The sequence below is a fragment of the Streptomyces angustmyceticus genome (genome assembly GCF_040701845.1).
Lineage (GTDB): Bacteria > Actinomycetota > Actinomycetes > Streptomycetales > Streptomycetaceae > Streptomyces > Streptomyces angustmyceticus_A.
Genome location: NZ_JBFBHQ010000003.1, coordinates 1 through 13,762, shown reverse-complemented (window position 1 = coordinate 13,762; position 13,762 = coordinate 1). Strand labels below are relative to the sequence as shown.

General features: G+C 73.6%; 7 protein-coding genes. 4 read left to right on the top strand and 3 right to left on the bottom strand.

Annotated features, from left to right (window positions below):
- Positions 1-139 precede the first annotated feature (139 nt).
- The gene (locus AB0411_RS07475; RefSeq protein ID WP_366416331.1) at positions 140-3,823 is read left to right on the top strand and encodes an AfsR/SARP family transcriptional regulator; all 3,684 of its coding nucleotides are present in this window, start codon (positions 140-142) and stop codon (positions 3,821-3,823) included.
- Here AB0411_RS07475 and AB0411_RS07470 read toward each other — a convergent pair.
- Both AB0411_RS07470 and AB0411_RS07465 read right to left on the bottom strand, forming a co-directional pair.
- Positions 3,810-5,837: a sigma-70 family RNA polymerase sigma factor gene (locus AB0411_RS07470; RefSeq protein ID WP_366416330.1), complete on the bottom strand. Its 2,028-nt coding sequence runs from the start codon at positions 5,835-5,837 to the stop codon at positions 3,810-3,812. The genes AB0411_RS07475 and AB0411_RS07470 overlap by 14 nt on opposite strands.
- 331 nt (positions 5,838-6,168) lie before the next feature.
- Positions 6,169-7,083 carry a TetR/AcrR family transcriptional regulator gene (locus tag AB0411_RS07465; protein ID WP_366416329.1) on the bottom strand — a complete coding sequence of 305 codons (915 nt, stop codon included), beginning with the start codon at positions 7,081-7,083 and terminating at the stop codon, positions 6,169-6,171.
- A gap of 446 nt (positions 7,084-7,529) precedes the next feature.
- On the opposite strand from AB0411_RS07465, the gene AB0411_RS07460 reads away from it, so the two are divergent.
- The gene (locus AB0411_RS07460) at positions 7,530-8,909 is read left to right on the top strand and encodes an NAD(P)/FAD-dependent oxidoreductase (protein ID WP_366416913.1); all 1,380 of its coding nucleotides are present in this window, start codon (positions 7,530-7,532) and stop codon (positions 8,907-8,909) included.
- A 309-nt stretch (positions 8,910-9,218) separates the two neighbouring features.
- On the top strand, positions 9,219-11,027 hold the full coding sequence (locus AB0411_RS07455) for an ATP-binding SpoIIE family protein phosphatase (RefSeq protein WP_366416327.1): 1,809 nt from the start codon (positions 9,219-9,221) through the stop codon (positions 11,025-11,027).
- 84 nt (positions 11,028-11,111) lie between these two features.
- Here the strand turns inward: AB0411_RS07455 and AB0411_RS07450 are convergent, their stop codons facing one another.
- Complete coding sequence (locus AB0411_RS07450) at positions 11,112-12,410, bottom strand: MFS transporter (RefSeq protein WP_366416912.1); 1,299 nt, start codon at positions 12,408-12,410, stop codon at positions 11,112-11,114.
- A 189-nt stretch (positions 12,411-12,599) separates the two neighbouring features.
- On the opposite strand from AB0411_RS07450, the gene AB0411_RS07445 reads away from it, so the two are divergent.
- A complete protein-coding gene (locus AB0411_RS07445) occupies positions 12,600-13,160 on the top strand; it encodes a MarR family winged helix-turn-helix transcriptional regulator (RefSeq protein ID WP_152104820.1) in 561 nt (186 codons plus the stop codon).
- Positions 13,161-13,762: the final 602 nt, after the last annotated feature.

The window sequence follows — 13,762 nt, the reverse complement described above, 5'->3', positions numbered from 1 at the left end:
GGGCAGCACAGAGCCGGTTCGCGCGGGGCTGTGGGCACCAGAGGGCCGGCCCGCGCGGGCCTGTGGACAACTAAAAGCCGGGGCGAGCCGGGCTGTGGATAAAAATCGGGGGAGCGGTGTGCGTCGGGACAATGACCGGGTGAGATTTCGGATTCTGGGGGCGACGGAGGTCCTGGACGCGCAGGGGCAGCCGGTACCGCTGGGCGGCCCGCGGGTGCGGGCGCTGGTGGCCGCGCTGGCCCTGCGGGGCGGGCGTCCGGTGGCCGTGCGGACGCTGATCGACGAGGTGTGGGCGGCCGACGCGCCGCCGCAGGATGCGCCGGGCGCGTTGCAGGCACTGGTGGGGCGGGTGCGGCGGACGCTGGGCAAGGGCGCGGTGGAGTCGCTGCCCGGAGCGTATCGGCTGGTCACGGAGCCGGCCGAGGTCGATCTGCTGCGGTTCGAGCGGCTGGTCGACGCCGGTACGCGCAGCTTGCAGGAGGGGGACGCGGCCACGGCGGCCGAGACCTTGCGCACGGGGCTCGCGCTGTGGCGCGGGCCGGTGCTGAGGGACCTGCCCGACGGGGCGGGGGCCGCGCACGGCCCCGAGGCGTTGCGGCTGGCGGCGCTGCACGGCCGGATCGATGCGGACCTGGCGCTCGGCCGCGCCGAGGAGCTGCTGCCCGAGCTGCGGCAGCTGACCGCGGACCGTCCCCTGGACGAGCCGTTCCGCGTCCAGCTGATGCGGGCGCTGCACGGCGCGGGACGGGACGCCGCCGCGCTGGCCGTGTACGAGCAGACCCGGCAGCAGCTCGCGGACCGGCTGGGCGTGGACCCCGGTCCCGAACTGCGCGCGCTGCACGCCCGGTTGCTGGCGCAGAAGATGGAGCCGAAGGAGACGGGCCGGGATACGGCGGCAGGGGAGCCGGCGGCATCGGAGGCGACGGCCCCGGCGGCAGCGGCTCCGCACCTGACGCCCCCAGGGATGACGGCTCCGAACGTGCCTCCCCCAGGGACGACGGCTGCGAACACGTCGCTCCCAGGGACGGCGTCCCCGGACGCGGCCCCCTCCGAGGCGCCGCCCCCGGACGCCACGCTCCGCAACGGCAATCTCCGGGCCCGGCTCAACTCCTTCGTCGGACGCGAGGCCGAACTCGTCTCCCTCCAGGAGGCCCTGCGATCCCGCCGGACCCGGCTCGTCACGCTCACCGGAGCGGGTGGCTCCGGCAAGACCCGGCTCGCGGAGCAACTGGCGGGCTCGCTCGCCGGGGAACACCCCGACGGCGTCTGGATCGCCGAACTCGCCCCGTTGGACGCCCCGGAGGCGGTGCCGGGAGCCGTGCTGTCCGCGCTCGGGCGACGGGACACCACCGTCTTCTCGCCGGCCATGGAGGCCGGCCGGGCCGCCGAACACGCCGACCCGGCGGCCCGGATCATCGACCACTGCGCATCGCGCCGGCTGCTGCTCGTCCTCGACAACTGCGAGCACGTCGTGGGTGCCGCCGCCGCGCTCGCGGATCTGCTGCTGAGGCACTGCCCGGGGCTGACCGTGGTGGCCACGAGCCGGGAGCCGCTGGGCGTACCCGGCGAGGCCGTCCGCCCGCTGGAGCCGCTGCCGCCGGCCCCCGCGCACCAGCTGTTCACCGAGCGGGCGGTGGCGGTACGGCCGGAATTCCGGGCCGCTGACGACCCCGCGGCGGTCGACGAGATATGCCGCAGGCTGGACGGTCTGCCGCTCGCCATCGAGCTGGCCGCGGCCCGGCTGCGACTGCTCTCCCCGCGCCAGATCGCCGGCCGGCTCGACGACCGTTTCCGGCTGCTGACCAGCGGCAGCCGGACCGCGCTGCCGCGCCAGCAGACGCTGCGCGCGGTCGTCGACTGGTCCTGGGAACTGCTCGACGGGCCCGAGCGCGCACTGCTGCGCCGGCTGTCGGTGTTCGCCGGCGGCTGCACCCTCCCGGCGGCCGAAGCGGTCTGCGGCGACCGGGCCGGGGACGTGCTCGGCCTGCTCGGGGCGCTGGTGGACAAGTCGCTGCTGGTCGTCGACCACCGCGGCGCCGAGCCCCGCTACCGGATGCTGGAGACCATCCACGCCTACGCCAGGGAGCGGGCCACCGGCCGCCCCGAGGAGCACCGGCGCACCCTCGCGCGGCACACCCGGCACTTCCTGGACTTCGTCACGGACGCCGAGCCGCGTGTGCGCTCCGCCGAGCAGCTGCCGTGGCTGGCGCGTATCGAGGCCGAGGTGGACAACGTACGGGCCGTGCTGCACCGCGCGGTCACCGGCCGGGACGCGGACACCGCACAGCGGGTCGTGCTGGCCATGGGCTGGTTCTGGTGGCTGCGCAACTACCGGGAGGAGGGCGCCTCCTGGGTGGAGCGGACCGCTGCCCTCCACCCCGCCCCCGAGCACCTCGCCGACACCGACCCGGCGTTTTGGCCCCAGGCCGAACTCCGGCTGCTGCGCCTCTTCCTGCTCCAGGACCAGCGCCTCGACCGCCATGCCGACATCCCGCAGAACCGCGCCCTGATCGACCGGCTGCTGACCACCTGCCGCGGCCCGCATCCGCGCAGCGCCCGCTTCCCCGGCCTGCTCTGGCCGTTCGCCGCGTTCTTCCACGGCAGCTACGACGAGATGCTCTCGCTCATGGACGGCGCCGTCGCTACCACCCGTGCGCTGGGCGGAAGGTGGGAGCTGGGCGTCTCCCTGATGTTCCGTACGCTTCTCGCGCTCGATCTGCCCGGCGGCCTGGAGTCGGCGGAGGCGGACGAGCCGGAGCTGACCGCGCTGGCCCGGCGGGTCGGCGACCGCTGGATGCTCGCCCAGGTCGCCTCCGCCACCGGCCGGATACGCCAGCTCCGCGGCCGCTACGCCGAGGCGCGTACGGCCTACGCGGAGGCGCTCGCGCTGACCTGCGAGCTGGGTGCGCACACGGAGGGGCCGTTCCTGCTGTCCCGGCTGGCCGAACTCCACTTCGCCGCCGGTGATGTGGACGGTGCCGAGAAGGCACTGATACGGGCGGACGAGCAGGCCGTCGAGTGGGGCGTACAGGACCCGCAGGCCTTCAACCACATGCTGCGCGCCCGGATCGCGCTGCGGCACGGGATGCCCGAGGAGGCGCGCGAGGCGTGCGAGGCGGCACGTGCGGCCGCCGCTCTGGGGACTCCGCCGCCCCATTTCGCCGTGGTACTCGATGCGTTGGCGGGCCGGCTGGCGGCGGAGACGGACGAACCGGCGCAGGCACTGAGCCGGTGCCATCAGGCGCTGAGCTTCGGGCTGACGCTGCACTGCACCCCGCCGGTGCTGGCCGCCGTCGTGGAGTCCGCGGCACCGGCACTGCAGCGCGCCGGCCGCCCCCACGACGCCGCCCGGCTGCTGGGCGCCGCCGACGCCTGGCGCGGCGACCTGCCCCGGACCGTCCCCGAGAAGGAGGACGTACAGCACACGACGGCCACCCTGCGCGCCACGCTGGACGACGCGGGCGCGGGCAGCGAAGACCGCGGACACGAGGGCGACCTGGACGGCGGGGGCCGCAGCGGACATGACGGCGCGGGCGACGGCGTATACGACGCCGGACGGGGCGGCGCACACGACCGGGGACGTGACGGCGGACGTCCTGGCGGAGGGGGCGGTATACCCCCCGCCCGCCGCTACGAGACCCTGCACGCCGAAGGCACCCGCCTCACCCCCGCCGCGGCCCTGGCCCTCCTGAGCCCGTCCCCTGAGGCCGACGGCGCGGCCCCGCGCCTCGAAGCCGACGGCCCGGCTCCGCGCCCCGAAGCCCATCCCCCGCCCCAGTGCCCCGCAGACCCCCGGCCGCCCCGCTCCCTCAACGACAGCTGATCGTCGACCGCGCCCAGTCCCCCAGCGCCACCACGTCGAAGGGCGACGCCGACTCGGTCACCAGCCGCAGCGTCCGACGGCCCGACAGCGGGACATGAACCGGCACCGCCGGGTGCCCGCCGTGCACCACCGCCGACCGCCACTGCCGCACCCCGTCCGCGTAGACGGAGAAGCGCAGCGCCCCCAGCCCCAGACTGAGATCGTCGATGCCCGCCACGGCGTCGAACGCGGTGCACCGGCGGTTGAGGTCGATGGTCACCGAGGACCGCGCATGCACGCTCACGCCATGCGGGTACCTCGTGCCGGCGATCTTCGGTGACCGTCGCTGCCACATCCAGCTGCTCGCGACGGTGCGCACCTCCGGTGTGCTGCCGTCGCCGGTGAAGTCGCGATCGAGCGCGTTGAGCCGGTACACGGTCGTGGCGGGCAGCGGCGGCTTCGGTGGCTTCGGCGCGGGCCGGTGCGGCGCTGGCTCGGGGGCCGGAGCCGACGGCGGCGCCGGGTGGGGCCCGGGCCGCTGCGGCGTGTGCGACGGGGCGGCCGTCGGCTCCGGCCCCCGCGTACGAGCGGTCGGCTTCGGCTTCGGGCGCGGGCTCTGCTGCGCGCTCCGCTCCGGGGCCGGTGCGGCGCCCGCCGCCGGCGGCAGCGCCGACCGCGAAGGCGCCGGCTTGTGCGGCGCGGCCGGGGCCTGCTGCGCCGATCCGGCCCGCGGCTGCGGCGACGGCTTCGGGGACCCGGTCAGCGCCAGTGCCAAAGCCGCGCCCGCCACCACCGTCGCCCCCACGCCGAGACCGACCTTCACCGCCGCGCCCAACCCCTCGCCCACGGCGGCACCACCGGCACCTCCCGCCGCACCGGAACCCCCACCGCCCGCGGCCGCCGCCGCGCCCTGACCACCAGTGCCCGCCGCCGCACCGGCACCGGCCGCCGCGCCCGCTCCCGCGACACCCACCGCGGCGGCCGCCGCCTTGACGGCGTACCCGGCGGCCAACCAGCCGATGACCGCAACCGGCAGCAGCGCCCCGATCCGCTGATTGACGTCCTCGACCTCCAGCGCGGCCAGCCGGCACCGGGCACATTCGTCCAGATGCTTGCGCAGCCCCCGCTCGGCCCGCGTCCGCAGCCCGCCGCGCGCATAGGCGCCGAGCCGGTCGGCGTACCGCGCGCAGTCGCCGCCGGCCGTCAGCGACCGGCTGACGTGGGCCTGCAGATACGCCTGCCGCAGGCCCTCCCTGGCCCGGTGCGCCAATACGGCGGTGGCGTTCGCGGTCAGCCCGAGCAGCGGCGCGACCTCGCTGGGCGACTCGTCCTCGACGGTGGTGTGCCACAGCACCGTCTGGTAGCGCTCGGGCAGACTGCGGAACGCCTGCACGGCCATCGACTGCTCGGCCTCGTGCAGGGCGCGCACCTCCGCGCCCAGGTCCAGGGTCGCCTTCTCGCCCGGCGCGGCGGTCGCCGTCACCGCGAACACCGCGAAGTCCTCGACCAGTTGCTCCCGGCGCGCCGTCTTCGCCCAGGAGGCGGCGACCCGGCGCACGGTCGTCAGCAGGTACGCGCGCACCGCGGACTCGGGGCCCGAGCCGCCGCGCACCGCTTGCAGGGTGCGCGCGAAGACCTCACCGGTCAGATCCTCCGCGGTGTGCACGTCCCGGCAGCAGTTCCGGGCGTAGCGCCGCACCGCCTCGGCGTGCCGGCGGTACAGCTCCTCGTACGCGCCGTCGTCCCCGGCGCGCAGCTCGGCGAGCAACTGCGTATCGGACGGCGGGAGTTCGCCGCTTGCGGGGGCGGCGGCCGGGACCGCCCGGCGGGAACCGTCGCGCTGCGGGGGCACGCTGGGCCCCTCGTCCGCCGGGTGGCGGGCGCGGTCGTGCCGCTCGCCCGGCCCGCCGGCCGCGCTGTCCGGCCTCAACGGCCCGGCCTGACCGGGGATCTGCCCGGACGGCGTCCCCTCGGCACCGGCCTGGTCCACTCCGGCCTCGCCGTCGCGCCGCCCGTCCCGCCCGTCAACACCCATCTTCGAGGCTCCCGAAGCCGCCGTCACACCGGAACACCGCGCCAGCGTGCCACACCGCACCCCCGCGGTCGGGGGTCCTGACCGCCATCCACTCATCCGGGGTGCACCCACGGACACCCGTACGGGCAGGCACCCGTCCGGGCCGTACCGCGCCTACGGGCCACGGCCTCAGCGGCCCCCACACGGGCCACTCGCTCCGCGGGCCCCGCAAAGCCCCCTGAAGGGCATACGAGGCCCGCGCATTCCTACGACACCGTCCGGCCGACCGGCCCCCGCCCGCGGGCAGACCCCGACATCGGGTCCCCGCACAGGCGGGGCCGGTCACCGGAACTCATCCGACGGGCCGCGACCGCAGCCCTTCCAGCAGGATCTCCAGCAGCCGCGCGGAGGCGGCCTGCTGGTGGCCGGGATCGGGCAGCGTCGGCGCGCCCGTGGCGATCACTAACAGGATGTCGGCGACCGTCACATCGGCGCGCAGCTCACCCGCCGTCTTGGCACGCTCCACGAGCCGCCCGACGACCTCCAGCAGCGCGCCGGCACCGGTCATCTCCTCGTCGGCCGGCGCCGCCTCGGCCGGCGAGGCCGGCTCGCCCTCCGGGGTGTCGCGCGGGGCGACCAGCCGGAGATCGACCGGTACCCCGTCCGTGCCGGGCGCCATCCGCTGCTGCGGCACCCGCGCCTCGCTCAGGCCGTCCGGCACCCGGGGCCCGTCCGCGCCGTCCCCGGACGACTCCGCGGACCGGTCGGCGTCCGCGCTCGCCCGCAGGATGCCCGGCGGCAGCAGCCGTCCGGCACCCGAGGCGACCGACGTCCGCAGGAAGCGGGACAGCGCCGACCAGGCGTCGTCCTCCTGTCCCAGCGCCGTACGCGCCTGGTCCGTCAGCCGTGCGGTCTCCTCCTCGGCTATGCGGCGGACCAGCACGTCCTTGCTCGGGAACCGGCGGTAGACCGTGCCGACGCCGACCCGGGCCCGCCGTGCCACGTCCTCCATGGGCGCGCCGTACCCCAGCTCGCCGAACACCTCGCGCGCGGCGCGCAGCACGTGTTCCAGATTGCGCTGGGCGTCCACCCGCAGCGGCGTGCTCCGGCCGCCCGTCCCCGTCCGGGCACCGTTGCTCACCGCGGCGCCGTTGCTCCTGCCGTGGTGGGTGCCGTTGGTTCTGTCGTGCTCCTTGTCGCTCCCGGCGCCGTCGGAGGTCTGTGCCATCGCGACGGTGGTCGGCCAATGAGAGCCCTGAATATGCATAGTGATCCCCCGGTAATGTCGTCTCCCCCCGGAGACTCCCCGCCCTGACAGTCAGGGCGTACCGATGACAGGGTGCACCCCAACGAGGTACGAACATAGTTGAGCCCGGGTCAAGAATGAAGGGGGCGTTCCGCGCAATGCGCCCCCCGATCGGACCAAGGGGGCCGATCCGCCAGGTTTGCACCCCCGCTCTTTTGCCGTCACCCACCCTCTGACCAGGGAAGCTGTGCCTTCGCGCGCGGAACCTGCCGTTCCGTCCCCAGGGTCGCGGCCGGTCATACATTTCGACGGGCCTGTGGACAAAGGCGCTCCGGCGGTGCGTCATGGAAGAGTGCTGTGCTTTCCCGGGGGTGCAGCTCCCGATGGTGGCCGCGCCGCCGGCCGTCCTCCGGATCGGTGCCGCCCGGGGCCTGGTCGACACCGCGAGGAGAACCTCTGTGAAGACTGTGTCTTCGAACGACGTGACGCGCATTCTCGTTGTCGGCGGTGGCTATGTGGGGATGTACACCGCCCTGCGGCTGCAGCGGAAGCTGAAGCAGGAGCTGCAACAGGGCACCGTCGAGATCATCGTGGTCGACCCCGAGCCGTATATGACCTACCAGCCCTTCCTGCCCGAGGCCGCGGCCGGTTCGATCTCCCCGCGCCATGTGGTGGTACCGCTGCGCCGGGTGCTGCCGCAGTGCAAGGTCGTCATCGGCGAGGTCACCGCCGTCGACCACGGCGACCGCCGGGCCACCATCACCACCCTGGCCGCGGAGGAGACCGGCAACGGCGCCGTCGAGGTGGAGTACGACGAACTGGTCCTGGCACCCGGCTCGGTCTCGCGCACCCTGCCCGTCCCGGGCCTGGCCGACGTCGGCATCGGCTTCAAGACGGTCGAGGAGGCCATCGGACTGCGCAACCACGTCCTCGCCCAGCTCGACATCGCCTCCTCCACCCGTGACCCGGCGGTCCGCGACGCCGCGCTCACCTTCGTCTTCGTCGGCGGCGGCTACGCGGGCGTCGAGGCGCTGGCCGAACTGGAGGACATGGCCCGCTACGCGGTCCGCTACTACCACAACATCCAGCCCGAGGACATGAAGTGGATCCTGGTCGAGGCGACCGACCGCATCCTGCCCGAAGTGGGCCCCGACATGGGCCGTTACGCCGTCCGTGAGCTGCGGGCCCGCAACATCGACGTACGGATGGAGACCCGGCTGGAGTCCTGCGAGAAGCGGGTCGCCCGGCTCAGCGACGGCTCCCGCTTCCCGACCCGGACCCTGGTGTGGACCGCGGGCGTCAAACCGCACCCCATCCTGGCCGCGACCAAACTGCCGCTGAACGCCCACGGCCGCCTCCAGTGCACTCCCGCGCTCCAGGTGGACGGCGTCGAACACGCCTGGTCGGCCGGGGACGCGGCCGCGGTCCCCGACCTGACGGCGCCGCCGCCCGCCGGGCCCGACGCGCCGCGCGCCCTGTGCGCCCCCAATGCGCAGCACGCCGTCCGCCAGTCCAAGGTGCTCGCCGAGAACATCGCGGCGGCGGTGCGCGGCGGCCCGATCCAGGACTACGCGCACAAGTACGTCGGCTCGGTGGCCTCGCTCGGCCTGCACAAGGGCGTCGCGCACGTCTACGGGCGCAAGCTGAAGGGCTACCCGGCGTGGTTCATGCACCGCGCCTACCACCTCAGCCGGGTCCCGACCTTCAACCGCAAGGCGCGGGTGCTCGCCGAATGGACGCTGGCCGGCCTGTTCAAGCGCGAGATCGTCTCGCTCGGGTCGCTGGAGAACCCGCGCGCGGAGTTCGAGCTCGCGGCGGGGACCGGACGGCACAACGAGGCCAGTTGACGCGCCGTACCCCGAAGAGGTGACGTTTCGTCAGCCCCGGGAACGCCGGAATTTCCGGAGGCCGGAACTCCATGCCGGCACCCCGACGTCTGACGGATGTCCGTCCGGTCGGCCACACTGGACGTGTGACCATGGGTGGGCTCGTATCTGCAAAGAGTGACAATCACGAGGATTCTGGACGTTTGCTGCATTCAGCACGAGGGCGCCGAGAGTGCCCCCAGCCGACCCTTGCCCGGCCCCCGGCCGGGAGGTTCCGCCATGCCGACGGCCCGATCCCGCGCGACGACGCGAAGTAAGAGGTACCCCTCCGTGATCTTCACGCGCTGGAGCGCCAAGTTCCCCGGCACCCAACGGCGAGCCGCCGCGCGGTCCGACCGCGCCGCACCCCGCCCCGCGTCCGGAACCCCGGCCACCGCGGCCCCGGCCCCGCCCGCCGCGCCCGCGGCGGCCGACGGCACCCCTGCCGCCCCGTCCGGCGCGACCACGGGCTCCGTCCCCGCGGCCCGCGCCGAACACGCGGAACCGGCGCCCTCCCGGGACGTCGCCCCCGCGGCCCTGCCGCCCACGGTCGACGCCCTGTCCGTCCACGACATCCTCGGCACCATCCCCGCCCTCGTCGCCGTGGTCTACGGCCCCGAGCACCGCCTCGCCTACGTCAACGGCGCCTACGCCGGCGTCTTCGGCCCCCGCCCGGCGGGCCGCACCGCCCGCGAGGCCCTCCCCGAGCTCGACACTCTCGGCCTGCTCCCCCTGATGGACCAGGTCCTGCGCAGCGGCAGACCGCGGACGGTCAAGTCCCGCAAGGTCCCCGGAGGCGCGGGCGGCGACCGCTCCCGCGACGGCTACTACACCTTCACCTGCACCCCGATCGAGGTCGCCGCCAGCGGCCCGGCCCCCGACCCCGAGGTCGCCTGCGTCGCCCCGCACAAGGGCGTCCTGGTCTTCGGCGCCGAGGTCACCGACCAGATCGAGTCCGCCGAGCGGCTGCGCGCCAGCGAGTCCCGCCAGCGCGAGGCCGCGGTCACCCTCCAACGCTCCCTGCTGCCCCAGGAACTGGAGCAGCCCGACGACCTCCGCGTCGCCGCCACGTACCAGCCCGGCGGCACGGACGCCGCGGTCGGCGGCGACTGGTACGACGTCATCACCCTCGGCGCCGGCCGTACGGCCCTGGTCATCGGCGACGTCATGGGCCGCGGGGTGCGCGCCGCCGCCGTCATGGGCCAGCTGCGCACCGCGGTCCGCGCCTACGCCCGCCTCGACCTCCCGCCCCATGAGGTCCTGCAGCTCCTGGACGGCCTGGCCGCCGAGATCGACGCCAGCCAGATCGCCACCTGCGTCTACGCCGTCCACGACCCGAACGAGGGCCGGCTGGTCTACGCCTCGGCCGGCCATCTGCCCATCCTCGTACGCGACCCGGACGGCACGGTCCGCCGCGCCGCCGAGCCGACCGGCCCGCCCCTGGGCACCGGCGGCTGGCTGCACACCTCCGGCTCGGTCCCCCTGGGCCCCGGCAGCAGCGCCGTCCTCTACACCGACGGCCTGGTCGAGCGCCGCGACAAGGACATCGACCACGGCGTCGAGGCCCTGGAACGCGCCTTCGCCGGTGCCGCCGGCGCACCGGACATCGTCTGCGACCGCCTGCTGCGCTCGCTGGGCATCACCGCCAGCCACGACGACGACGTCGCCATCCTGGTCCTGCAGCACCCCGAACGGACCGGTCACGACGCCGAGCTGTTCCACAACGCCGCCCTCGAACTCCACGGCGGCACCGAAGCGGCCCCGCGCGCCCGCGCCTTCGCCTCCGGGGTCCTCGCCTCCTGGCGCTTCCCGCCCGAGCTGCACGACCTCGGCGTGCTGGCCGCCAGCGAGCTGGTCGCCAACTCCCTCCAGCACGGCACCCCGCCCATGCGCCTCCGCCTGCGCCGCACGGACCGCCGGCTGATCGTCGAGGTCACCGACGGCGACGACCACCTCCCGCGGCGCCGCCGCGCCGAGCCCGTCGACGAGGCCGGCCGGGGCATCTCCATCATCGCCACGATCGCCTCCTCCTGGGGCTCCCGCCGCACCCCGGGCGGCGGCAAGGCCGTGTGGTGCGAATTCGCGCTGCCCCGCGGATAGCGGTGTGCCGCCGGCCCCGTCCCATCGGACGGGGCCGGCGGCACACTGGAGCAAGCGGGCCTCTCACGGCACCGGGCGCGGGGCTCAGGCGCTGCAGGCCACGGCTTCCGCCTCGGCCGGCACCCGCGCCGCCGGCAGGGACGCCACCGCGCGGTGCGGATTGTCCTGCGCCGGACGCAGCATCCGTCCCAGCCACAGCGACAACGCCGTGATCCCCAGCGCGCACACCACGAGCATCCCGATGTACGCCACGTACATCCCGTGCCCCACCATCAGCGCGCCCACGGCCGGACCGACCGCCAGCGCCAACTGCTTGACCAGGGCGAACGCCGAGTTGTACTGCCCGATCAGGGAAGCCGGCGCCAGATCGGCCACCAGCGGAGCCACCGTCGGCGACAGCATCGACTCACCGATACCGAACAGCGCGTACGTCGAGATCAGCAGCGTCGTCGCCACCACCTGCGCGCCGTGCACCAGCCCGGACAGCCCGGCGGCTATCCACGCCACCGTCCAGACCATCCCGACCAGCGCCATCACCCGGCTGCGCCGCCGGCGCTCGACCAGCTTGAGCACCACGAACTGCGCCGCCACGATCGCCGCCGTATTGGCCGCCAGCGCGATCCCCAGGCTGGCCGGCGGAATCCGGGTGACCTCGGTCGCATAGGCCGCCAGCCCCGACTCGAACTGCCCGTAGCAGGCGAAGAACAGCACGAACCCCAGGACGCACAGCCACACCATCCGCCGGTCGGCGAACATCGCCCGCCAGGCACCCTTGGCACGCTCCTCGGTCGGCACCGCGTCCTCGACCTTCGGTGCCCGCGGCAGCCGGACGGTCGCCACCGCCGCGCCGAGCACCAGGAACATCGCGGCCTCGATCGCGAACAGCCGTACAAAGCTCGACGCATGCGTCTCGTCGACCAGCAGGCCGCCGACCAGTCCGCCGACGCCCAGCCCCAGGTTGTTCAGGAAGAACTGGGTGGCGAACGCCCGTGACCTGGTCAGCGTCGTCGAGCACCACACGATCATCGTCGCGAGGGCCGGCTGGATCACCGCTATGCCGGCACCGAGGGCGATGGCCGACGCGATGACCAGCGGCTCGGTGGAGGACAGCCCGATCCCCAGGGATCCGATGGCGGCGGAGACCGAACCGACGATGGCCACCGGAAGGGGCCCGCGCCGGTCGATGGCACGACCGGTCAGCGGCAGGACGACCAGCGCGGCCACCGCCAGCATGGCGAGCACCGCACCCGCGGTGCTCGCGCCGAGATCCCGCACCTTCGCCACATAGACGTACAGATACGGAACGGTGAAGCCGCTCCCGAACGCACTCAGCGCGTTCCCGAGCTGGATCCGGCGCAACGCGGCGCCCATCGCGGTGGTCACACTCACCTACCTAGGTCAGGTCATCGAACGGATACGGAGACGAACCGGGAGAGCCGGGACAGACGCCAGGGTGAGACTCGTCCGGAGCCGGACAGTCTCACCCTGAAGACTTCAACTCTAAAGTTCGAAGTTGAAGAGTACACCCCGAAGAACTTCAACGCCAATGACTTCCATGCCATACTGCGCCGCATGCCTGAGCCCTCAGATGCGGCCGCCGGCGCGGCCGAACCGAGCCTCGAGGAACAGATCGCCGCCTACCAGCGCGAATTCCAGGACCTCGACCCGCAGGTGGAGCAGGTCGTCTCCGCTCTCCAGCGCCTCAACCGACGGATGAACGTCGCCTACGGGCGGCAGACCGCCACCCTCGGACTGAGCAATGCCGAGTGGGAGGTCCTCAAAGCCCTCGTGGTCTCCGGAGCCCCCTATGAACTGGGCCCCGGCGAACTCGCCAAACTGCTCGGCCTCACGCCGGCCGCCATGACCCACCGCATCGACCGCATGGCGAACGAGGGTCTGGTGACGCGGGAGCGCGACGAGACCAACCGCGTCCGCGTGATCGTCGCGCTCACCCACGAAGGCCGCGAGAAGTGGCTCGAGGCGATGCGCCTGGCCTCGGTCTTCGAGGAGGACCTCCTCCAGGACCTCTCCGGCGAGGAACGGCAGCTCCTCGGCCAGGTCCTGACCCGTCTGCTGCGCCGTGTCGAGGACGCCCAGCCGGATGCCGACGGGCGTCTGAGTGACCTTGACTGACGCAGGTTGACACGCCCATCCCCCATCCGTAGTGTTCTCCGAGTTGCCCCAGAGCCGGAACGGTTCCGAGGCGACCATCCCGCCGCTTCGCGGCACACCACTACTGCACGGCCCCTCACCGGGACCAATTTCGGCATGCCGAAATTCGACCGTGACGTGATTATGCGTCAACGAGGAATTCCGCTAACGTAGTGATCACGCCGAAAGGCGCGGCCGCACAATTAGCCGCACCACGGCGGACCCCCTCCGACGGGGATTCGGAAACGAATTCGGACCGGCAACGGAACGAATCGGATCTGATAGAGTCGGAAAGGCCGGAAAGCGAAAGCCGAACGGCCGGGCCCGCTCCAACAGGGCGCCGGAGACGGAAACGGATCTGGTACGGTTGGAACCGCGAAGAAGCCGAAAGGCGGAAACGCACCGGCGAAAATCGGAACCGCAAGGATCTGATAGAGTCGGAAACGCAAGACCGAAGGGAAGCGCCCGGAGAGCCTGGTGAAACAGGCACAAAGGAAGCGTCCGTTCCTTGAGAACTCAACAGCGTGCCAAAAGTCAACGCCAGATATGTTGATACCCCGTCCACTTCGGTGGATGAGGTTCCT

Bases quoted from the DNA above. Each gene is read 5' to 3' on its own strand.
- AB0411_RS07470 (WP_366416330.1), bottom strand. From the start codon at position 5,837: ATGGGTGTTGACGGGCGGGACGGGCGGCGCGACGGCGAGGCCGGAGTG.
- AB0411_RS07465 (WP_366416329.1), bottom strand. From the start codon at position 7,083: ATGCATATTCAGGGCTCTCATTGGCCGACCACCGTCGCGATGGCACAG.
- AB0411_RS07445 (WP_152104820.1), top strand. From the start codon at position 12,600: ATGCCTGAGCCCTCAGATGCGGCCGCCGGCGCGGCCGAACCGAGCCTC.